The sequence below is a fragment of the Paenilisteria newyorkensis genome, from assembly GCF_000766145.1.
GTDB lineage: Bacteria > Bacillota > Bacilli > Lactobacillales > Listeriaceae > Listeria_A > Listeria_A newyorkensis.
Map to the genome: position 1 here is coordinate 15,587 of NZ_JNFB01000012.1, position 22,312 is coordinate 37,898.

18 protein-coding genes are annotated in these 22,312 nt (G+C 43.0%); all 18 read left to right on the forward strand.

The features are described from left to right. Window positions 1-25 precede the first annotated feature (25 nt). The 18 genes from EP58_RS04650 (at window position 26) to smpB (ending at window position 22,293) form a co-directional block, all read left to right on the forward strand. Window positions 26-628, forward strand: coding sequence for a TetR/AcrR family transcriptional regulator (locus tag EP58_RS04650; protein ID WP_036090708.1), 603 nt, complete (start codon window positions 26-28; stop codon window positions 626-628). A 90-nt stretch (window positions 629-718) separates the two neighbouring features. After that, window positions 719-2,923, forward strand: a complete 2,205-nt coding sequence (locus EP58_RS04655; protein WP_036090711.1) for an MMPL family transporter — start codon at window positions 719-721, stop codon at window positions 2,921-2,923. A gap of 68 nt (window positions 2,924-2,991) precedes the next feature. After that, complete coding sequence (locus EP58_RS04660) at window positions 2,992-3,921, forward strand: dipeptidase (RefSeq protein WP_036091599.1); 930 nt, start codon at window positions 2,992-2,994, stop codon at window positions 3,919-3,921. Window positions 3,922-4,032: 111 nt separating this feature from the next. Further along, entirely contained in the window at window positions 4,033-5,388 is a 1,356-nt protein-coding gene (gene rpoN / locus EP58_RS04665; protein ID WP_036090714.1) for an RNA polymerase factor sigma-54, read from the forward strand. Between the two features lie 406 nt (window positions 5,389-5,794). Then, on the forward strand, window positions 5,795-6,841 hold the full coding sequence (locus EP58_RS04670) for a sugar-binding transcriptional regulator (RefSeq protein ID WP_036090718.1): 1,047 nt from the start codon (window positions 5,795-5,797) through the stop codon (window positions 6,839-6,841). Window positions 6,842-6,875: 34 nt separating this feature from the next. Then, window positions 6,876-7,886 carry a type I glyceraldehyde-3-phosphate dehydrogenase gene (gene gap / locus EP58_RS04675; protein ID WP_036090720.1) on the forward strand — a complete coding sequence of 337 codons (1,011 nt, stop codon included), beginning with the start codon at window positions 6,876-6,878 and terminating at the stop codon, window positions 7,884-7,886. 88 nt (window positions 7,887-7,974) lie between these two features. Beyond that, window positions 7,975-9,165: a phosphoglycerate kinase gene (locus tag EP58_RS04680; RefSeq protein WP_036090722.1), complete on the forward strand. Its 1,191-nt coding sequence runs from the start codon at window positions 7,975-7,977 to the stop codon at window positions 9,163-9,165. A gap of 198 nt (window positions 9,166-9,363) precedes the next feature. Continuing rightward, complete coding sequence (tpiA, locus tag EP58_RS04685; RefSeq protein WP_036090723.1) at window positions 9,364-10,119, forward strand: triose-phosphate isomerase; 756 nt, start codon at window positions 9,364-9,366, stop codon at window positions 10,117-10,119. After that, window positions 10,120-11,652 carry a 2,3-bisphosphoglycerate-independent phosphoglycerate mutase gene (gene gpmI / locus EP58_RS04690; RefSeq protein WP_036090726.1) on the forward strand — a complete coding sequence of 511 codons (1,533 nt, stop codon included), beginning with the start codon at window positions 10,120-10,122 and terminating at the stop codon, window positions 11,650-11,652. A 111-nt stretch (window positions 11,653-11,763) separates the two neighbouring features. Further along, window positions 11,764-13,056: a phosphopyruvate hydratase gene (gene eno / locus EP58_RS04695; protein ID WP_036090728.1), complete on the forward strand. Its 1,293-nt coding sequence runs from the start codon at window positions 11,764-11,766 to the stop codon at window positions 13,054-13,056. A gap of 143 nt (window positions 13,057-13,199) precedes the next feature. Next, on the forward strand, window positions 13,200-13,907 hold the full coding sequence (locus tag EP58_RS04700) for an alpha/beta fold hydrolase (RefSeq protein ID WP_036090730.1): 708 nt from the start codon (window positions 13,200-13,202) through the stop codon (window positions 13,905-13,907). A 246-nt stretch (window positions 13,908-14,153) separates the two neighbouring features. Then, entirely contained in the window at window positions 14,154-14,897 is a 744-nt protein-coding gene (locus EP58_RS04710) for an alpha/beta hydrolase (protein WP_036090737.1), read from the forward strand. A gap of 477 nt (window positions 14,898-15,374) precedes the next feature. Then, entirely contained in the window at window positions 15,375-17,288 is a 1,914-nt protein-coding gene (locus tag EP58_RS04715; protein WP_036090738.1) for an immunoglobulin-like domain-containing protein, read from the forward strand. Between the two features lie 209 nt (window positions 17,289-17,497). Next, complete coding sequence (locus EP58_RS04720) at window positions 17,498-17,944, forward strand: carboxymuconolactone decarboxylase family protein (protein WP_036090741.1); 447 nt, start codon at window positions 17,498-17,500, stop codon at window positions 17,942-17,944. A gap of 296 nt (window positions 17,945-18,240) precedes the next feature. Beyond that, entirely contained in the window at window positions 18,241-18,471 is a 231-nt protein-coding gene (gene secG / locus EP58_RS04725; RefSeq protein WP_036063112.1) for a preprotein translocase subunit SecG, read from the forward strand. 210 nt (window positions 18,472-18,681) lie between these two features. Beyond that, complete coding sequence (locus EP58_RS04730; RefSeq protein ID WP_036090744.1) at window positions 18,682-19,428, forward strand: alpha/beta hydrolase; 747 nt, start codon at window positions 18,682-18,684, stop codon at window positions 19,426-19,428. 27 nt (window positions 19,429-19,455) lie between these two features. After that, a complete protein-coding gene (gene rnr, locus EP58_RS04735; protein WP_036090747.1) occupies window positions 19,456-21,813 on the forward strand; it encodes a ribonuclease R in 2,358 nt (785 codons plus the stop codon). Window positions 21,814-21,828: 15 nt separating this feature from the next. Further along, window positions 21,829-22,293 (forward strand): SsrA-binding protein SmpB, encoded by a 465-nt coding sequence (gene smpB / locus EP58_RS04740; protein ID WP_036090750.1) that lies wholly within the window; start codon window positions 21,829-21,831, stop codon window positions 22,291-22,293. Window positions 22,294-22,312: the final 19 nt, after the last annotated feature.

Consider the following 22,312-nt stretch of genomic DNA (forward strand, 5'->3'; position numbering starts at 1 on the left):
GAATGAGTGATGGAGGCGAAACGGGATGAAGAAGCGGACTCGTGCGGAGGAATTGGTTTTTACGCGGAATAAAATCTTAACGACGGCTCGTGATTTGTTTATGGAGAAGGGTTATCGAACGGTTTCTACGCGTGATATCGCGGCGCAGTGCCAGATGACGCAGCCTGGGCTTTACCATCATTTCAAGGATAAGGAATCGCTTTATGTCGAGGTTGTTCGGCAGTTGACGATTGAGATTCATACGGATATGATTCCGATTGAGCAAGCAAATGATTCGCCAAAAGTGCAACTAAAGGCTATGCTAATGATGTTGATTGAGAATCATCCGACGAATATTTTGATGATGATTCATGATATATTGAACGAGCTGAAGAAGGAAAATCAGTTTTTGATGTTTCAGCTTTGGCAATCGACGTATTTGGATCCGTTTAAGCGTCTCTTTGAAAAGATGGCAGATGATGGGACATTACGCCCGGGGGTGACGAGTGAGACGGCGGCGCGTTATTGTTTGTCGACGATTAGCCCGGTTTTTGCTAGTGATAGCCCGTTTCGTACTGGTTCTATTTCGGACCGTTTGGACGAGTTGATTGATTTTATGATGTTTGGAATTTGTAAAAAAGAGGTATAATTGGAATGTCTCTTTTTTTATAAATAAAAATTTATCGATTGATAAACGAAAATGTTGATCAAGTGATAAATGAATTAGGGGGAAGTTGAGATGAGTCATGGTATTTTTAGTAAGATTGCGAACGCGGTAGGTGGAAAGCGTGGACGGTGGATTACGCTTGCTGTCTGGATTTTGATTGTGGTCGCATTGCAGGTGTTTTTGCCGAAATCGGCGGATTATAAGGATGATGCGGCGTCGGATTTGGCGGCATCGGAGCCTTCTGTCGTGGCGCAAAAAGTGATGGATGAGCAGTTTCCGACTGGGGAAGGTACGCCGGCTCTGATTACGTGGTTTCGGAGTACGGGGCTGACAAATACTGATTTAGCGCAAATTCAGGAGTTTTCGAAGGCGTTGCAGCAAAACCCAGTGGATCATCAGAAAACGGTGGTTCCGTATGATAAGATGCCACTTCCGGTTTTGAAGCAGCAGGTTTCGAAGGATGGTACGACGTTTATTCAGACGGTTTTGATGGATTCGAAGGCGTCTTCGGATGAGCTGAAAACAAGTTTTGAGGAGTTAGAAAAGACGGCGAATGGGATTTTTGCGGATAAGCCGTTTGATCAGAAGGTGAGTAGTAAGGATACGTTGACGGCGCGCACGACTGGGCCTGCGGGGATTAGCGTGGATGCGACGGAGTTATTTAGTGATGCGGATGTGTCGCTGTTAATCGGGACGGTCTTGCTTGTTTTGATATTCTTGTTGCTGATTTATCGCTCACCGATTTTGGCATTTATTCCGCTTATTGCGGTTGGTTTCGCTTACTTGGCGGTGACGCCGATTATTGCGTTGCTTGGGAAAGAGGGCATTATTACGTACGGTTCGCAGGGGCTTTCGATTATGACGGTGCTTTTGTTCGGGGCTGGGACGGATTATTGTTTGTTCTTGATTGCGAGATTCCGCAGTCAGTTGCATCATGATGAAAATCGCTATACGGCTTTCAAAAAGGCGTTTAGTAACACGGCGGGCGCGATTGCGCTTAGTGGCTTTACGGTGATGGCAGCGTTACTTATTTTACTTGTTGCAAAATATGGTTCAATTCACAATTTTGCGGTACCGTTTAGCTTGTCGATTTTGATTATGATGATTTCTTCGTTGACGCTCGTTCCAGCGCTACTCGGCATTTTTGGACGGATTTCGTTCTGGCCGTTCGTTCCGCGCACAGAGGAAATGGCAAAAGCGCATGCTGCTAAAAAGGGTAAAACGGTGAAACCTCATCGCGAAAACCGTTTTTGGCACCGTGTTGGTGAAATGTCAGCGCAACATCCGATTAAAACGTTTGTGATTACGATTTTGATTTTGGGTGGTTGTGCGATTTTTGCGACGCAGGTGAAGTATACGTATGACACGCTTTCGACATTCCCGAAAGATATGCCTTCGCGTGAAGGTTTTACGCTAATTAGTGATCATTTTGGTGCGGGGCAATTAGCACCGGTGAACTTAATTGTAAAAACGGATGGGGAGAAGACGGATCTTCGGGCTGATTTGGAGAAAGAGGATGGTATTGCGAATGTGTCTGTGGGTATTCCGAGCACGAAAAATCCGGATTATGTGATGTACACGATTGAGCTGGCGGATAACCCGTATAGCAACGAGGCGATGGACGTGATTCCGGATATTCGTGATACGGCAAAAACGACGCTGAGTGATGCTGGGATTTCAAAAGACAATGTTTGGATTGCTGGACAAACGGCGACACAATACGATTCGCGCGCTGTGACGAAACAGGATGAGGCGTTGATTATTCCACTTGTTATCGGCTTGATTGCGTTGCTACTACTCGTTTACTTGCGTTCGGTGACAGCGATGATATACCTTGTGGCGACGGTTCTGCTTTCGTTCTTCAGTGCACTTGGACTGGGCTGGCTTATCATTCATTACGTGATGGGCGTCGAGGCAATCGCTGGTTTGATCCCGATTTACGCGTTCGTCTTTATCGTAGCGCTCGGCGAGGATTACAACATTTTCATGATTTCAAGCATCTGGAAAAAAAGTCGGGAATTGCCGTTACGTGAGGCGATTACAGAAGGCGTGGGACAAACGGGTGGCGTTATCACATCAGCGGGTATTATTTTAGCAGGAACGTTCGCTGTTTTGACAACCTTACCGATTCAATTGCTCGTCCAATTTGGCTTAATAACGGCGATTGGTGTCTTATTGGATACTTTCATTGTCCGTCCATTCTTAGTCCCAGCGATAACGATGCTGCTTGGAAAGTGGTCATTTTGGCCGGGGAAAGGGCATAATAAAGAACGTTGATCAAATAACGCTTGTTTCCCACCTCAAAAAGTATATAATAGAGATATTAAATGGGGGTGGGTGTAATGATGAACATCGTGGATATGCATTGTGACGCGCTTTATAAGCTGCAGGCGGGTGCTGGGAAAGTGACGTTTCAGGATTCGGAGCAGTTGGACGTGAATTTTGAAAAAATGATTGCGGGCGGTATTAAAATGCAGGCTTTTGCGATTTTTCTAGAACCGACGACACCTGTCGAACAGAAATGGAAGAAAGCGATTGAGCAAGTGAATATTTATAAGCAGCATGTTTTGCATCGAAATGGTGTGATTAAGCCGCTCAGACAGTGGTCCGATTTTGCTCGTGTGCCGGAGGAGAAAATCGCGGCGTTCCTGACTTTGGAGAGTGTGGAGCCGATTGGGACGGACTTGCGCAAATTGGATCAAATGCTTGATTATGGGGTGCTTTCGGTCGGTTTGACTTGGAATAACGCGAATTTGGCGGCGGATGGGATTGAGGAGTCTCGTGGCGCTGGTTTGACGGATTTCGGAAAGGCGATTGTGGCGCGGCTGAATGATCGCAAGGTGTTTACGGACGTTTCGCATTTGAGTGAGAAGGCATTCTGGGACGTGATGGAACTCGCGGATTACCCGATTGCTAGCCATTCTAATGCCAAAGCGATTTGCCCGCACCCCCGTAATTTGACGGACGAACAAATCAAGGCATTACTTGAAAAAGACGCGATGATTCACCTGGTTTTCTATCCACTTTTTGTGAAGGAGACGGCGGACACGGTTTATATGGAAGATTTAATTGCTCATATCAAACATATTTGCGATCTTGGCGGTGTTAAAAATATTGGCTTTGGCTCTGATTTTGATGGTATTCCGTATCATATTGAGGGCTTGGAGGATTGCTCCAAATATCCGGCTTTTATCGCGGAGCTTCGAAAGCATTTTACGGAACAGGAAATTAAGGGCTTTTGCTACGATAATTTTTTGGAGCATTTGCCGAAATAGGACGATGCGCCTCCCAGCATGATTGGGAGGTGTTTTTGATTTAGGGCTTATCGACTTGGAGGGGACGTGTTATAATAGAGAGGACGAGTATGAAATAGGAGGAGTTATCTCATGAGATTAGAGTCCAATTTTGTCCAGAAGCAGCAGCAGACGCAATCGATGAAGTTGATGATGACACAACAGTTGTCGCAATCTATCGCGATGTTGCAGTTTAATATGGAAGATTTGACGGCTTTTCTGGAAGATAAGGCACTGGAGAATCCTTTGATTGAGGTGATTCCGGGTGTGGATACGGCTCCTGATTATACAATAACGACGACGCGCAAAAAAGATAATCTTGCGGGAGCGGATGATACGGATTGGCTGGAGCAAATTGCGGATACGACGATGACGCTTTCCGATGCTTTGAAGGAGCAGATGCAATTTTTAGATATGACGAGTCAGCAGAAGTTGGCGTTATTGTTTTTGATTGAAAGCCTTGATAAAAATGGCTATTTGCAGACGGAGCTGGATGTTGTAGCTTCGGCGTTGCTTATTTCTGAGGGCGATGTGCTGGAAATGCTGGAGACGTTGCAGGGGTTTGAGCCTGCGGGGGTCGGCGCGCGTGATGCGAAGGAATGTATTTTACTGCAAATCCAGAGGCATGAAAGAGCGCCAGATAAGGCTTACGAGCTAATTCGGGATTATTTCGAGGACTTTGCGAACAAGCGCTGGAAAAAGATTGCGGATGGCTTGGGTATTGAGATGGTGGACATTCAGGCGATTTCGGATTTCATCATTACGCTCAATCCAAAACCTGGTGCGGAATTTGAATCGGAACGGGTACAATATGTTGTGCCAGATCTTGTGTTGCAGCGGGATGGGGATGAGCTGCGGGTCAAGGTAGCTAAGCAATTTTTGCCGCGGATGAAGTTTCAAGAGGGTTACTTCAAGATGATGCAGGCGACGCAAGAAAAAGATGTGGCGGCTTTTTTGAAGGAGAAGGCTGGCGAATTTGACTGGTTGAAGAAGGGTTTGGAGCAGCGGGAAAGTACGATTGGTCGTGTTGGTGAGGCGATTGTGAGGCATCAGCGGGAATTCTTTTTGCATGAGGGAAAGCATTTGCAGCCATTGACTTTAAAGGAAATCGCGGAGGAAATTGATGTCCATGAATCGACGGTGAGCCGGGCGGTGAATGGGAAATATATGGAGACGGTGCAAGGTGTATACGAGTTGAAGTATTTCTTTTCATCGAGCCTGACGAAAAAAGCGAGCGAAGAATCGGATGCGGGTGATGTTTCAAGTCAAAGTATTAAGAAGTTAATCCAGCAATTTGTGAACGAAGAAAATAAGCTAAAACCACTTTCTGATCAAAAAATTGTGGAGATGCTGGATGATCAAAGTATTCAAGTTTCGCGCCGGGCGATTGCGAAATATCGCGGTGAGTTGAATATTCCATCTTCATCGAAACGGAAAAGATTTGTTTGACCTCTTGTCATGTGGCGAGAGGTTTTCTTCTCGATTTGAATTGTTCATGTTTTAACATAGTCATTCCGTGGAATATGGTAGTGTGTGCTTATTATATAGTAGGAACACAGTGTTAATGAATCATGAATTTTTCTTTAAATGATAGCTTAATGCTTGAATTTTGACCTAATCACTGGTAGAATGGTTGTTGTAGGGTAATGAAATAGCTACTTGCTTTATGGCAGGCGATTTACGAGAAGAGATGGGTTAGTTTAGAAACGAAAAGATGACTGGCGTTGCATTTTAACGAGCGATGGTCACAATAGTTTACTAGCAAAGACTTAGTTCTCTTGTTTTTTTAGTTTTATCGGGACATCTTATGACTAAGCGGGTCAAGAAGAGTCCAAGATGGTTAGGAGACTTTGAAATGTCAGATATTATTAACATTCAAAAGAAATTGTTACCCGACATGCTTCTAGTAATGCAGAAGCGCTATCAAATCTTGCGTTCGATTTATTTTGCGGAACCGGTTGGTAGACGGACACTTGCCCAGATGTTGGGTATGAGTGAGCGGGTGCTGCGCGGTGAGGTTGAATTTTTGAAAGCACAAGGGTTGATTGGCATTGCTCCTGCTGGGATGACAGTGACGAAGGATGGTCTGGTCGTATTTCGCGAATTAGAATCCGTTATGAATCAATTGACGGGAATACATACAATGGAAGATCGACTCCGCGAGAAATTAAAGATCAAAGCTTGTTTTGTTGTTCAAGGTGATAGTGATGTGACGCCGTGGGTCCTGGAAGAAATGGGACGTGTGGCACTCGAACAGCTGGATATATCGCTCACGGAGAAGAAGAATACGATTGCCGTGATGGGTGGTTCTACCATGGCGACGCTAGCCGAAATGATGACACCTGATTTTTCAAATGGACGCGAACTACTTTTTGTCCCGGGACGTGGTGGGCTTGGTGAGGATCTCAATAATCAAGCGAACACGATTTGTGACAGGATGGCAACGAAGACGAACGGCAAACACCGTATGTTTTATGTACCGGAACAGCTTGGCGAAGAAGCATATCAATCATTGATGAAAGAGCCTGCAATTCAAGAAGGACTGCGACTCGTTCAATCTGCGAATGCGATATTACATGGCATTGGCGACGCGATGACGATGGCACAGCGCCGGCACACGAACGCCGAAACGATGCAGAAAATCACGGAAAGACAAGCCGTGGGAGAAGCATTTGGCTATTACTTCAATGAGCAAGGAGAAGTCGTGTACAAAGTTCCAACATTTGGTTTACAATTTGAAGACCTACCTCGCATACCGAATATTATTGCGCTAGCAGGAGGCACTTCGAAAGCCAAAGCAATCAAATCGTATATGAAAACCGCTCCGGCACATACGATTTTAGTAACAGACGAAGGAGCCGCAACGATGCTTTTAAAAGGGGAAAACACCCTTTTGAAATAAAAAATTTCATTATTTTCAAGGAGGAAATTGACTTATGACAGTTAAAGTTGGTATTAATGGTTTTGGACGTATCGGACGTCTAGCATTCCGTCGTATTCAAAATGTGGAAGGTATTGAAGTTGTTGCAATCAATGACTTAACAGACGCTAAAATGTTAGCTCACCTGTTGAAATATGATACTACTCAAGGTCGTTTTGATGGCGATGTTGAAGTACATGATGGTTATTTCAACGTGAACGGCAAAGAAGTTAAAGTTTTAGCTAACCGTAACCCTGAGGAATTACCATGGGGCGAACTTGGTGTAGATATCGTTCTTGAGTGTACTGGTTTCTTCACTGCGAAAGAAAAAGCTGAACTACACATCAAAGCTGGTGCTAAAAAAGTTGTTATCTCAGCTCCTGCATCTGGCGACATGAAAACAATCGTTTACAATGTAAACCATGATACTTTAGATGGAACAGAAACAGTTATCTCTGGTGCTTCATGTACTACTAACTGTCTTGCTCCAATGGCTAACGTATTAGAAAAACAATTTGGTATTGAACAAGGTCTTATGACTACAATTCACGCTTACACAGGCGACCAAATGACACTTGATGGTCCTCACCCAGGTGGAGACTTCCGTCGTGCGCGTGCTGCAGCAGAAAACATCACTCCTAACACGACTGGTGCTGCTAAAGCAATCGGTCTTGTATTACCATCACTTGTTGGTAAATTAGACGGTGCTGCTCAACGTGTTCCAGTTGCAACTGGTTCATTAACTGAATTAGTAACTGTTCTTAAGAAAGAAGTTACTGTTGAAGAAGTGAACGCTGCAATGGAAGCTGCAAGTGATGCAGATACATTCGGTTACACTAACGATCCAATCGTTTCTTCTGATATCGCTGGAATCACTTTCGGTTCTTTATTCGACGAAACACAAACTAAAGTCCTTTCAGTTGGTGGCAAACAATTAGTGAAAACTGTTGCTTGGTATGACAACGAAATGTCTTACACTGCACAATTAGTTCGTACACTTGAATATTTCGCTAAAATTGCTAAATAAGATTGCTAAGAACTAAATAATAAACAAATAAGCGGGAACAGGTCTTTTGTTTCCGCTTTTTATTTGAAAAGTATGGAGGAAAAGTATTATGGCTAAAAAAGTTGTGACCGATTTAGACTTAAACGACAAAAAAGTTCTAGTACGTGTTGATTTTAACGTTCCAATGAAAGACGGTAAAATTACCAATGATAATCGTATCGTAGCGGCACTTCCAACGATTCAATATATCCTTGAACAAAACGGGAAAGCAATTCTTTTCTCTCACTTAGGTAAAGTGAAGACAGAAGAAGACAAAGCGGACAAATCTCTTCGCCCAGTTGCTGAACGTTTGAGCGAATTATTAGGTAAAGAAGTCAAATTCGTACCTGTAACTCGTGGACCAGAACTTGAAGGCGCAATTAACGAAATGAAAGACGGCGACGTGATCCTTTTCGAAAATACGCGTTTTGAAGATGTTGACGGTAAAAAAGAAAGCAAAAATGATCCTGAACTAGGCAAGTATTGGGCTTCTCTAGGTGATGTTTTTGTAAATGATGCATTTGGTACAGCCCACCGTGCGCATGCTTCTAACGTTGGAATCGCTTCTAACTTAGACTCAGCGGCAGGCTTCCTAATGGAAAAAGAAATCAAATTCATCGGTGGCGTTGTGGATAACCCATCACGTCCACTAGTTGCAATCCTTGGTGGCGCGAAAGTTTCCGACAAAATCGGCGTTATCGAGAACTTAATCGAAAAAGCAGACAAATTACTTATCGGTGGCGGAATGGCGTATACATTCTTTGTAGCGCAAGGTAAAGAAGTTGGCATTTCCCTTTTAGAAAAAGACAAAATCGATCTTGCGAAGAGCTTACTTGAAAAAGCAGGCGACAAATTAGTACTTCCAATCGACAATGTTGTTTCTCATGAATTCAGCAATGACGCACCATTCCACACGGTTGACTCAAACCACATTCCAGCTGACGAAGAAGGTTTGGATATCGGTCCTGCAACAGTGGAACTTTTCACAAAAGAATTGCAAGGCGCGAAAACAGTTGTTTGGAACGGTCCTATGGGCGTATTCGAAATGAGCAACTTTGCTAAAGGAACAATCGGCGTTTGTGAAGCAATCGCGAATCTTGAAGGCGCAACTACAATCATCGGCGGTGGCGATAGTGCAGCTGCAGCGATGGACCTAGGTTACGCTGACAAATTCACACACATTTCAACTGGTGGCGGCGCTTCTCTAGAATACCTAGAAGGCAAAAAACTACCAGGCGTTGAATCAATTAGCGATAAATAAGGACTGAAATTGTGAGCCATTCGTATTTCGCAGAGCAAGATAGAACCTGTGAACCTCAGCGTGTCGACAAATGCTTAGATTTTAGGCAAAGCTGAGTACTGAAGTGGAGCATACTTGGGTATGTGAGCATCGGAACGGAAGGTTTAACGACAAAGATGAGCGTTTGTCGGCGCGCTGAAGAGGAAGGTGGAATAAATTATGCGTAAACCTATCATTGCAGGAAACTGGAAAATGAACAAAACGGCGGCGAAAGCTGGACAATTTGCTGAGGACGTTAAGAATAAAGTTCCAAGTAACGATGTTGTGGATTCTGTCATCGCAGCACCAGCTCTATTTTTAAAAGAATTAGTTGGCCTAACTGAGGGGACTGATCTTAGAATCGCAGCGCAAAATACTTATTTCGAAGACGAAGGTGCTTTCACAGGCGAAATCAGCCCGTTTGCAGTCGCTGATCTAGGCGTTTCTTACGTTGTTATCGGACATTCTGAACGTCGTGAGTATTTCCACGAAACAGACGAAGATATCAACAAAAAAGCACACGCAATCTTCAAACACGGCATGACGCCAATCATTTGCTGTGGTGAAACATTGGAACAACGCGAAGCTGGCCAAACGAACGAATGGGTTAGTGGACAAATCCGTGCAGCGCTTAAAGGCTTGACGGAAGAGCAAGTTGCTAAATCTGTTATTGCTTATGAGCCAATCTGGGCAATCGGAACTGGTAAATCTTCTACAAGTAAAGACGCTAACGACACATGTGCTGTTGTTCGTCAAACCGTTGCAGAAGTTGTTTCTAAAGAAGCGGCAGACGCTGTTCGTATTCAATACGGCGGTAGTGTAAAACCTGAAAATATTGCTGAATATATGGCACAATCCGACATTGATGGAGCTTTAGTTGGTGGCGCGAGTCTTGAGCCAGCATCATTCTTAGCTTTATTGGAGGCAGTGAAATAAATGGCAAAATCACCTGTAGCTATCATCATTCTTGATGGTTTCGGTTTACGTAACGAAACAGTTGGGAATGCTGTTGCCTTAGCTAATAAACCTAACTTTGACCGCTACTGGGAAACGTATCCACATGGACAACTGAAAGCAGCCGGCCTTGATGTCGGTCTTCCAGAAGGCCAAATGGGTAACTCAGAAGTGGGACATACAAATATCGGCGCTGGACGTATTGTTTACCAAAGTTTGACGCGTATTGATAAAGCCATTGAAGAAGGCGAATTCGCGAAAAACGAAGCGTTAAACAATGCTTTCACGCACACTAAAACGAACAATTCTGACCTTCACTTGTTCGGCTTGTTATCAGATGGCGGCGTGCACAGTCACATCAACCATTTAGTAGCCTTGCTTGAAACAGCGAAGCAAGAAGGCGTGAAAAACGTCTACATCCATGCTTTCCTTGATGGGCGTGACGTGGCACCACAATCCGCAGTAGGATATTTAGAGACGTTACAAAAAGCTATTGCTGATCTTAACTATGGCGAAATTGCAACGGTTTCTGGACGTTTCTACGCGATGGATCGTGATAAGCGCTGGGAACGTGTCGAAAAAGCCTATAACACGATTGTTAAAGGTGAAGGCGCGCAATTTGAAGATCCTGTGAAATTGGTCGAAGCTTCTTACGCAGATGGCAAAAATGACGAGTTCGTTGTTCCTGCTGTTGTAGCGAAAGATGGTAAACCGGTTGCAACAGTGAAAGATAACGACGCTGTTATTTTCTTCAACTTCCGTCCTGACCGCGCGATCCAACTTTCGAATGCGTTCACGGATACAGAATGGGAACATTTTGACCGTGGTGAAACACATCCGAAAAACATCAAATTCGTAACGATGACACTTTACAATCCGAGTATTATCGCAGAAGTTGCTTTTGCGCCGATGCCAATGACGAATGTGATCGGGGAAGTTTTATCTAATGAAGGCTTATCGCAGTTGCGTATTGCTGAAACAGAGAAATATCCTCACGTTACTTTCTTCATGAACGGTGGACGTAACGAAGAGTTTCCTGGTGAAAGCCGGATTCTAATCGATTCGCCGAAAGTGGAAACGTACGATTTGAAACCTGAAATGAGCGCCTATGAAGTAACGGACGCGTTAGTAGCAGATATCGAGAATGATAAACATGACGCGATTATCTTAAACTTTGCGAATCCTGATATGGTAGGTCACTCAGGCATGGTTGAACCAACGATTAAAGCGATTGAAGCAGTGGATGAGAACCTTGGGCGCGTTGTCGATGCTATTTTGGAAAAAGGCGGTTCTGCGATTATTTTCGCCGATCACGGTAATTCCGAAACGATGACAACACCAGAAGGCAAGCCACATACAGCGCATACGACAGTTCCGGTTCCAGTAATCGTAACAAAGCCAGGCGTAACATTGCGTGAAGGCGGTCGTTTAGCCGATGTAGCCCCAACAATGCTTGATCTTTTAGGCGTGAAAAAACCAGCAGAAATGACTGGCGAAAGTTTAATTCAAAAATAAACAAGGTCTTGCTTTGCGTTTTCGACCAAACAAGGCTAAAATAAGAAGGTAAGCAACCGGTAATTCGGTCACTTCCTTACAAAAATTCATTTTTAGAGGAGAGTATAAATTATGTCTATTATTACTGAAGTATACGCACGCGAAGTTCTTGATTCCCGTGGTAACCCAACTATCGAGGTAGAAGTTTACACAGAAACTGGCGCATTCGGTCGCGCATTAGTTCCAAGTGGTGCATCTACTGGTGAATATGAAGCAGTAGAATTACGCGACAACGATTCAAGCCGTTACATGGGTAAAGGTGTTTTGAAAGCAGTTGAAAACGTAAATGACATTATTGCAGACAAAATTATCGGTTTTGACGTAACAGACCAAATCGGTTTAGACCAAGCAATGATCGAGCTTGACGGTACTGAAAACAAAGGTAAATTAGGCGCTAACGCAATTTTAGGTGTTTCTTTAGCAGCAGCTCGTGCAGCAGCAGAAGAATTAGGCCTTGAGTTATACGAATACATTGGCGGCGTAAACGCGAAAGTATTACCAGTTCCAATGATGAACATCGTTAATGGCGGCGAACATGCTGACAATAACGTTGACATTCAAGAATTCATGGTTATGCCAGTTGGAGCTAAAACTTTCTCTGAAGCATTACGTATGGGTACTGAAATTTTGCATAACCTTAAAACAGTTCTTAAAGGCAAAGGGCTTAACACTGGTGTTGGTGATGAAGGTGGATTCGCTCCTGACCTTAAATCTAATGAAGAAGCATTAGAAACAATCATCGAAGCAATCAAAAAAGCTGGTTATACGCCAGGCGAACAAGTTAAATTGGCAATGGACGCAGCATCTTCTGAGTTCTATAACCGCGAAACTGGTAACTATGAACTTAAAGGTGAAGGCGTAACGCGTACTTCAGAAGAAATGGTTGCTTGGTACGAAGAGTTAGTTAACAAATACCCAATCATCTCTATTGAAGATGGTTTAGACGAAAACGACTGGAAAGGTCACAAACTGTTGACTGAACGCCTTGGCGATCGCGTACAATTAGTTGGTGATGACTTGTTCGTTACAAACACGAAGAAACTAAAAGAAGGAATTGACAATGGCATCGCTAACTCAATCCTTATCAAAGTAAACCAAATCGGTACGCTTACTGAAACATTAGACGCTATCGAAATGGCTAAACGCGCTGGTTACACAGCAGTTATTTCCCATCGTTCAGGTGAAACAGAAGACAGCACAATCGCTGATATTGCTGTTGCAACAAACGCTGGACAAATCAAAACAGGTGCTCCAACTCGTACAGACCGTGTTGCTAAATACAACCAATTGCTACGTATTGAAGATAACCTAGGTAACTTAGCACAATACCATGGCGACGATACTTTCTATAACTTGAAAAAATAATCGCTAAATGAAACGAAGCACTCCAGAAATTATGGGGTGCTTTTTGTATTGCAAAATGTCAGTTCCTAGTCGTATGGAAAATGTGTTTTTTCTGCTATAATTGCTTTACTAAGACTTCGGTGTTAAAAGGTTTGGTGATAGCGATGAAAGTACATGTGAATGGAATTGACCTTTCTTATCATATTTATGGCAGAGGCGAGCCGCTTGTTTTGTTGCATGGAAATGGGCAGAGCCATGGTGCAATGAAGCGCCAAATCGACTTTTTTCGAAAAAAATATCAAGTGATTGCGGTGGATTCGCGTGGACATGGGAAGTCGGAATTGGGTTTTCGACCGCTAGATTTTCAGATTATGGCGTTGGATATTTTATGTTTATTAGATTATTTGAAAATTAATAGGTATCGCGTGATTGGGTATAGTGATGGTGGAATTATTGCGTTGGAAATGGCGATGTATCAGCCAAATCGGCAGGTGCAGATGGTTGTGATTGGGACGAATTATGACACGAGTCAGATTAAATGGTGGGCTAATATTTTTACTTTTGTCGGTTATTTATTTTCAATTCTTTTGGCGCCGTTTAGCTTCTTTTTTAGGCGTATCAAGGCGCAGATGGGATTGATGATTTTTCATCCGCATATTAAAGAAAGGGATTTGGCGAGGATTTCAGCTCCGATGTTGGCGATTATCGGGGAGTATGATGTGATTTCAAAGGCGGACACGCAGAAAATGGTGCGTTTGGTTCAGCGCGGGGAGATGACGGTTATTCATCATGGTACGCATTTTTTGACTCGGCAGAAACCGCGCGAGTTGCACCAGGTTATTGCCTCCTTTTTTGACGAAGATGTGACGTAAATGTAGGGATAAAGTAGCTAAATGGTGTTTTTCGATGGATTATGTGAGAATTAGATTGACAGTTCCTCCGTTTGGCGTTATCATATGTCTATTGTATAAATTACTTACCCAAAAAACAGAGATTGTGAACGGTGCTGAATCCTTTGATACCAAGGGTTTTCGGGGCTCGAATCAAAAGTTGGCAATTGGCGCAAATATGGCGTACAATGAGGGCAAGTTAAGGAAGATGGAGGAGTGCAATTAATCATGAGTACGGATCGTAGCTTTCTTTTAAAAGCAGGCAGTCGTGCTGTTCTATTACTGCATGGATTTGCAGGAACGACAGAGGATGTTAGAGAATTAGGTGAATATCTAGCAGAGAATGGTTATACAGTGTATGCACCAAATTATCGCGGTCATGGCGAGGAACCGGCAATTTTCCTGAAAACCACACCAGATATGTGGTACGAGGATGCGAAAGCTGGTTATAAACACTTGCAGGACCAAGGATATCACGAAATAGCAATAGTAGGCGCTGCAATGGGTGGTGTTTTTGCTCTGAAAATGGCGGAAACATTTAATCCGAAAGCAATCGCTCCATTATGTGCGAACGTGAACCGTAAAATGCGATATATTCCAGTGGAGAAGTATCTATTAAAGAGCATGAGTAGAGAAGGTATTGCAGATGAGGAAGCACAAGTAATGCTTGCTAATTATGCACCTGAGATAAAAACAATGACTGACGCGCGTTCTTCTTTTTACAAGGCAGTGGCGAGCGATATTGAACGCATTGAAGTGCCGACGATGATTGGCCAAGGTTGTCAGGATGAAGAAATTGCGCCAGACGACGCGAACTATATTTTCAAAAATATTCACTCGGATGATAAGCAACTTTGCTTTTATGCGGGCTCGGGTCACGATATTACAACGGACTGCGAGAAAGATATTTTAGCGGAGGATTTAGTTTATTTCTTGGACGATTTGATGTGGGTAGAAGAAGTCGTGGTATAAGATAGAAAGAAGCAACCGAATTGCATTGAATCCCAAAATTTGGACCCTAATTTAATCGAATTTCCTGGCTGGCCTAAAAAACGGTGTTTCACCGGACTAAGGTCAGCCAATTTTTTTGGTACGATAATGATTGTAGGCTCGGTCTGTCCGCCTTGCTTGTACTTTAAAGGTACATTAATTTTAGCGTAGATTACTTTAATTCAGCTAAAAAGTCAAAAAAAATTCACAAAAACAGATGTTAAAATCCACATTTTTAGAAAACTGTATTGATTTATTGCAATATACTAAATTCATCAACTAGAAAGATAATTTCTTGAAAGAGAAGGAATCGCTTATTAGTGGGCCTACTATGAGCAAGGTAATGTTGCAAGTTGTTATTAATGGCAGCGGTTACATTCGAAGTGATATCTTAGGTGTGATGCGGATGTAACGAGTTTAGAACTCCTGTTAAAAAAAAGAGGAAAGAAGGAATGGATTATGAAAAGTAGAAAGGTTGCAAAATTAATAAGCCATTTGTTAGTAGTATCAGTTGTAGGAGCGACTATTTCATCTTCATTTAGCATGTTCACGGGTCAAGTTCAAGCAATGCAAAATGTTCAGGCAGTGTCAATGGAAACAACGAATCAATATACTACGCAAAAAGCAATGGAAAATTTATTTAGAAATCCCTCATTTTACTTTGAAGTAGGGAATAGTACAATGGAGGGATGGAAACTTTTAAGGAATACAACAGCTGTACTTACTGCTAATGTCCCTATAGCATTAAAAAATGAACTAGATGAAAATGGGGATGTATTGACGGAGAGTAAACATATCAAATTAAAGACTGATTTACCCTCAGGTGAAATTGGAGGTTACGTGAGAGCAGATACGGTTGTTATAATTGGACAGACGATTGACACTATTGCAGGCCATGAATATCAAATAGAGGGGACACATACTGGTCTAGATAAAATGGGCTATACGGTTTTTGATGGGATAGATGTGTATGCCGGTCACAAAGCCTTAACTACTTCTTATGTAATGAATCCAGATGAACAAAAGCGTCAAGTAGTGTTTATTGCCAAATCAAATAAAACGAGCATTGGCAATCGTGCATACTCCAATAAAAGCGATAATTGGCAAGCATTTCATATGAAACATCTAAAAGTGGTCGATTTAACGGTGATAAAAGAGGAGGAAGCAAAAAAAATAGTGAGTCAACTATTCATAAATGATGATCCAACTATGAATGTATTAAAAGATACCACTAATCAAGAGGCGATTGCCGTGGCTCAAAAAGCGATTGACAGGGTGGAAGATACTTTGAAAAAAGCCAAGTTGCAAGCTGATTTAGATAGGGTACAGGAGCTTTTGAGCCAAAAGGTGATAGAGACACAAGCGGAAAAAGATAAGCAAGATGTTGCAACAAAGGCTGTGCAAGATTTATTTATCAATGGTAATCCGCTGACTAATCAAATCAAAGATACTACAAATCAACAAGCAATTGATAATGCTCAGAAGCTGGTAAATGAAATACAGGATGAAACTGTTAAAAAGGATTTGCAAATGTATCTGGATGTTGCAAAAGTACACTTGAAGAAGCAGGATGAAGTGCAAGTAGTGATAGCACCGCATGATTATGTCTTGGGAGTAAGTCGCTATATAACTGGAACATATGAAGGTGATGTGGCCTTTGTCAGGGTTACAATTGATGGAAAAGAGTATAAAGGCGGGGTGACAAGCAATGGTACATTCAACTTCTACAGTTTTGATAAGATTCAGTCATTGACAAGTGAAGTTATTGTAAGTGCTTACGATGCCTCAGGTGAGTTACTAGACACGAAAATAGTGACACTCAAATCAAATGTTGAGGTTACAAAAGGGTATATTGCGCCAGATGATTTTATAATAGGTAATAAGAACATTACTGGAACCTACGCACATGATGTGAAATCACTCATTGTCACTGTAAATGGTACAAGTTATAAAGGAGGCACATTCCATGGTGACGGTGAGTTTAAATTCTATGTCTTTGGTAAAATTAAATCAGCGAATGATATCGTTACAATTCAAGCTTTGGACAAGAAAAATAACATATTGGACACGAAAATAGTGACGGTTAAATCGGCATTTATTGAAGATATCGGGGAAATAAATTTGGATACATTTACAATTGGTGATAAGAATATTACGGGCTCGTATACAGGTAGTGTGAAATCTATTGTCATAAAAGTCAATGGTATCAGCTATAAAGGAGGTACATTCCATAATAATGGTACATTTAAGTTTTATGCGGTCGACAAAATAAAAAAAGCTACTGACGTTGTATCGGTAGAAGGATTTGATAAGTTTGGTAAATTGTTGGATATAAAAAACCTAACTATGAACACAAAAAAGTTAACTAAATAATCGATTGGGGAATGGCTTAACGAATGCTTTGTACAGGCAACTTTCAAGCTTTACCTATATATTAAAATATGCTATCATGGAACCACCTTGGACTCTGTATAGATGTGAGGTATAGGACAAACTGAAGATTAGCATTTTGTCAAACATGTAGTCGAATTTGTAGCATAGATTCTATTCTATACTCTAGGAAGATATGGAGGGGAAAGTAAATGAGTGCACGTTTTAATTTGATGAAAGAAAATGCGGAGGTTTATGCAACATTAGGTAAGTTGGATACGTTAGGGCGGGAGAGTAGTATTCCGAAAGATTTGCAGGAATTGATTAAGATTTATGCGTCGAGCTTGAACCATTGTGCGTTTTGTATTGATATGCATACGAAAGAGGCTTTGGAGAATGGTGAGACGGTGCAGCGTGTGATGGGCGTGAATGCTTGGCGTGAGGCTCCGTTTTATACGGATAAAGAGCGTGTGGTGTTGGAGCTTGTTGAGGAAGTAACGTTTATTCATCAGCACGGTGTTTCTGACGCGGTTTATACAGAGCTTGAGAAGCATTATGGTGAGAAGGAGATTGGTGAGTTGTACTTGTTGATTGCGACGATTAATGCGTACAATCGATTGGGCGTTATGAGTCGCTTGCAACCTAAAGTGGATAAATAGATTTTGTGATTCTAAAAAATGATTAAATCGCTTTCTATTATTTTTTGAGTAGGTTTAAGATCATGCTACACGCAAATCGAGCGAAAGCGTTTGTATTCAGGGGATTTGGTGGAAGCCGGAAGCGGAGTGTACGACTTGTACATGAGAACCGGAAGTCCGCCAAATCCCCTGAATGCGAGCGCTTGTCGCCGATTTATTTGGGTTATGATCCGAACTCCTTTTAGGCTTTACGTTCTTTGTAAAATATGCTATCATAAAAGGTAGTCAAAAAGAGGACGGTTTTAGGAGGAAAGAGCATGAATACAGCGTTAACAATTTTATTAGTTATTGTATCGGTATTGTTAATAATCGTAGTTGTTCTTCAACCAGGTAAGAGTAACGGGTTATCCGGAGCTATCTCTGGTGGAGCAGAAGAACTATTTGGTAAACAAAAAGCAAGAGGACTTGAGCGTATTTTACATCGTACAACGATTGTTTTAGCGGTAATCTTCTTTGCAATATTGATTGCTTTAGGATTTTTCTTGTAATTTTAAAAAGCTCCACCTGAATTTTTTTCGGGTGGAGCTTTTTGTTGGTGGGGCTATGGACGAAGAGAGCAGTTAATCCATTGTAAAACCAATTGTCTTGAACTCCAGTGCCGCTAACTTGATTCATTCAATACCTTCTTTTTGAATTTTAGGTGTGGAGGCGGTACACTGGGTGTAGTGATATTTTTAGAATGAAGGGGATTTTTTGATATGAAGATGAAGGCGCCAGAGCCATTTTTATTTGAGACGGGGAAGCGTGCGGTATTGTTGTTGCATGGTTTTACGGGTAGTTCGGCGGATGTGCGGATGTTGGGTCGGTTTTTGCAGGATAATCATTATACGTGTTATGCGCCGCAGTATAAGGGGCATGGTGTGTCGCCTGACGTGCTGTTGACGACGGGGCCTGAGGATTGGTGGCAGGATGTGCTTGAGGCTTATGATCGCTTGAAATCGCTTGGCTACGAGGAGATTGCGGTGGCTGGGCTTTCGCTCGGTGGACTTTTCTCGTTGAAGCTGGGGTATAATCGGCCGCTGAAGGGGATTGTCGCGATGAGTACACCGACGCGGATGGATAGTTCTTCGCCGATTATTCAAGGGTTTTTGGATTATGTGCGGAATTATAAGAAGTATGAGGGCAAGACGCCGGACGTGATTGATGCGGAGATGTTGGCGTATCAGGATGCGCCGATGGACACGATTGCAAAATTGAAGGATGAGATTCAGGATGTTATTCCGCAAATTGATATGATTTATGCGCCGATCATGGTCGTTCAGGGAAAAAAAGATCAGATGGTGGATGTAAATGGAGCGGAATTGATTTATAATAAGGTAGAGTCAGATCAAAAGGAACTGAAATGGTACGAGAATTCTGGGCATGTTATTACGATTGACAAGGAAAAGGCGCAGTTGCAAGCGGATATTTTGGCCTTTTTAGATACGCTGGATTGGCATGTTTAAGTTTTACGAAGAGAAAGGAGGGAAACAATGAAGAAAATAGAAGATAAGATTTTAGAATTTATGAAGGAATCGCCGAAAAAGACGTTTTCGCTAGATGATTTAGAGGCGGAGATGGGTCTGCAGGATGCGGATGATTTTAAGGCGATGGTGAAGTCGCTTGTTGCGATGGAGGATCGCGGGGATGTGCTTCGGACGAAGAAGAACCGTTATGCGTTGCCGGAGGAGCTGGATTTTGTGAAGGGGACTTTCCGGGCGCATGAGAAGGGCTTTGGATTTGTGCTTCCTGAGGACCAAGAGATGGATGATATTTTTATCCCGCCAACGCAAGTGAATAACGCGATGAATGGGGATATTGTCTTTGCGAATATCACGAAGATTAAGGGTGATAATTTAGCGGAGGGCACGATTCATAAAATTGTGGAACGGAAAACGTCGCAGGTTGTTGGGACTTATATGGAAGATTTGATGGGCGATCCGATTGTGATTCCAGATGATAAGCGGACTTTTGGGCAGGTGGAAATTGACCTTGCAAGTGGTCTGAAACCCGTGGATGGTCATAAGGTTATCGTGGAATTGACGGAGTATCCTGAGGGTCGTCACCGTGCGCGTGGGATTGTCAAAATGATTATTGGGCATCGGAATGATCCGGGTGTTGATATTTTGTCGATTATTCATAAGCATGGGATTCCGATTGCGTTTCCGGATGATGTGATGGAGGAGGCTAACAAAGTTCCTGCTGAGATTTCGGATGGTGAGATTGGGGCGCGTCGTGACTTGCGTGATCAGGTTATTATTACGATTGATGGCGCGGATGCGAAGGATTTGGATGATGCTGTAACGGTGTCGCAACTTCCGAACGGGAATCATAAACTGGGTGTACATATTGCGGATGTGAGTTCGTATGTGACGGAGGGCTCGGCGCTTGATCGTGAGGCGGCAGAGCGTGGCACGAGTGTATACTTGGTGGACCGGGTTATTCCGATGATTCCGCATCGTTTGTCAAATGGTATTTGTTCGCTGAATCCACATGTGGACAGGTTTACGATGTCGTGTGAGATGGAAATTGATGCATCGGGAGCGGTCGTTTCGCATGAGATTTTTGAGAGTGTGATCAATACAACGGAACGGATGACGTATACGGATGTGAATGATATTTTAGTGGCGGAGGATGCGGATTTACGCGCGAAGTATGCGCCGATTGTGCCGATGCTTGAGGATATGTATGCTTTGTCCAAAATTTTGAATAAGAAGCGGGATGCGCGTGGGGCGATTGATTTCGACTTTAAGGAAGCGCGTGTTGTCGTGGATGAAGAGGGGCGTCCGACGGGAGTTGTGACGCGGGAACGTTCGGCTGGTGAGCGCCTGATTGAGGAGTTCATGTTGGCGGCCAATGAATGTATCGCGGAGCATTTTTTCTGGATGCAGGTACCGTTTATTTATCGTATCCATGAAAATCCAAAAGAAGAGAAGTTACAGCGTTTCTTTGAATTTATTACGAACTTCGGCTTGGTTGTGAAGGGGACGGCGAATGATGTGCATCCGCGGGCTTTGCAGCAAGTTTTGGAAGAGGTTAAGGGGAAACCGGAGGAGATGGTTGTTTCGACGATCATGCTTCGTTCGATGCAACAGGCGAAATATGATACGGCGAACTTAGGGCATTTCGGGTTGTCGACGGAATATTATACGCATTTCACGTCGCCGATTCGCAGGTATCCGGATTTGATCGTACATCGCTTAATTCGCGAGTATTTGATTCATGGGGATATTGATGACGCAACGATGGCGAAATGGGCTGAGCGCCTTCCTGAGATCGCAGAGCATACGTCTAAAATGGAGCGCCGTGCTGTAGAGGCGGAACGTGAGACGGATGAGCTGAAGAAGACGGAGTACATGGTGGATCATGTTGGTGAAATTTTTAAAGGGATTATTAGTTCGGTGACGAATTTCGGTCTGTTTATTGAGTTGCCAAATACGATTGAGGGCCTTGTGCACGTGAGTACGATGAAGGACGATTACTATCAATTCCATCAAAATCAGCTGGCTATGATCGGTGAACGTACGGGTCGTGTGTACCGAATTGGTGACGAGGTCGAGGTTGAGGTAACGAAGGTGGACGTGGATCATCGCGAAATCGATTTTGCGCTTCGCAGTCTTGGTAAGGAAACGCCTGGCTTTAAGCGGAGTAAGAAAACGGTGGAAATCTCGAAATCGTTTAAGAAAAATAAAAACCGTCCGAGTGGCGATAAAAAACGGAAGGACAACGATTCCTCGCGTAAGAAGGGCAAGCAAGATGGTGGGGACGCTGGACAACCGAAGAAGAAAAAGAAAAAACCATTTTACCAAGGTGTGGCAAAGGGCACGAAGCCGAAGAAACCACGCCGTTAGAAGGGAAGATGTATCATGCCTAAAGGTGATGGACGTTTACTAGCGCAAAATAAGAAGGCGCGTCATGATTACGCGATTGAAGAGACTTTTGAGGCTGGGATTGTGCTTCAGGGAACGGAGATTAAGTCGGTTCGTAATGCGCGCGTGAATTTGAAGGATGCGTATGCGCGAATCGATCGTGGCGAAATTTTTCTGCATAATATGCATATTAGTCCGTATGAGCAGGGAAATCGCTATAATCATGAACCGCTGCGGACGCGTAAGTTATTGTTGCACAAGAAGCAAATTAACAAGTTAATCGGCGAGACAAAAGAGGCGGGGTACTCGATTATTCCGCTGAAAATGTATATCAAGGATGGCTATGCAAAAGTGTTGATTGGTGTGGCGAAGGGTAAGAAGAAATACGATAAGCGTCAAGATTTGAAGAGTAAAGAAGCGAAACGTGATGTGGAGCGGGCGTTTAAAGAAAGACAGCGATAAGATTGGGAGGCTGAATAGA

What these genes read in the sequence shown, in the direction of transcription:
- rpoN (WP_036090714.1), top strand. Translation starts at nt 4,033, where the DNA reads ATGAGATTAGAGTCCAATTTTGTCCAGAAGCAGCAGCAGACGCAATCG.
- rnr (WP_036090747.1), top strand. Translation starts at nt 19,456, where the DNA reads ATGAAGAAAATAGAAGATAAGATTTTAGAATTTATGAAGGAATCGCCG.
- EP58_RS04660 (WP_036091599.1), top strand. Translation starts at nt 2,992, where the DNA reads ATGAACATCGTGGATATGCATTGTGACGCGCTTTATAAGCTGCAGGCG.
- EP58_RS04710 (WP_036090737.1), top strand. Translation starts at nt 14,154, where the DNA reads ATGAGTACGGATCGTAGCTTTCTTTTAAAAGCAGGCAGTCGTGCTGTT.
- EP58_RS04720 (WP_036090741.1), top strand. Translation starts at nt 17,498, where the DNA reads ATGAGTGCACGTTTTAATTTGATGAAAGAAAATGCGGAGGTTTATGCA.
- EP58_RS04680 (WP_036090722.1), top strand. Translation starts at nt 7,975, where the DNA reads ATGGCTAAAAAAGTTGTGACCGATTTAGACTTAAACGACAAAAAAGTT.
- gpmI (WP_036090726.1), top strand. Translation starts at nt 10,120, where the DNA reads ATGGCAAAATCACCTGTAGCTATCATCATTCTTGATGGTTTCGGTTTA.
- eno (WP_036090728.1), top strand. Translation starts at nt 11,764, where the DNA reads ATGTCTATTATTACTGAAGTATACGCACGCGAAGTTCTTGATTCCCGT.
- smpB (WP_036090750.1), top strand. Translation starts at nt 21,829, where the DNA reads ATGCCTAAAGGTGATGGACGTTTACTAGCGCAAAATAAGAAGGCGCGT.
- EP58_RS04650 (WP_036090708.1), top strand. Translation starts at nt 26, where the DNA reads ATGAAGAAGCGGACTCGTGCGGAGGAATTGGTTTTTACGCGGAATAAA.
- EP58_RS04655 (WP_036090711.1), top strand. Translation starts at nt 719, where the DNA reads ATGAGTCATGGTATTTTTAGTAAGATTGCGAACGCGGTAGGTGGAAAG.
- secG (WP_036063112.1), top strand. Translation starts at nt 18,241, where the DNA reads ATGAATACAGCGTTAACAATTTTATTAGTTATTGTATCGGTATTGTTA.
- EP58_RS04670 (WP_036090718.1), top strand. Translation starts at nt 5,795, where the DNA reads ATGTCAGATATTATTAACATTCAAAAGAAATTGTTACCCGACATGCTT.
- EP58_RS04715 (WP_036090738.1), top strand. Translation starts at nt 15,375, where the DNA reads ATGAAAAGTAGAAAGGTTGCAAAATTAATAAGCCATTTGTTAGTAGTA.
- EP58_RS04730 (WP_036090744.1), top strand. Translation starts at nt 18,682, where the DNA reads ATGAAGATGAAGGCGCCAGAGCCATTTTTATTTGAGACGGGGAAGCGT.
- tpiA (WP_036090723.1), top strand. Translation starts at nt 9,364, where the DNA reads ATGCGTAAACCTATCATTGCAGGAAACTGGAAAATGAACAAAACGGCG.
- gap (WP_036090720.1), top strand. Translation starts at nt 6,876, where the DNA reads ATGACAGTTAAAGTTGGTATTAATGGTTTTGGACGTATCGGACGTCTA.
- EP58_RS04700 (WP_036090730.1), top strand. Translation starts at nt 13,200, where the DNA reads ATGAAAGTACATGTGAATGGAATTGACCTTTCTTATCATATTTATGGC.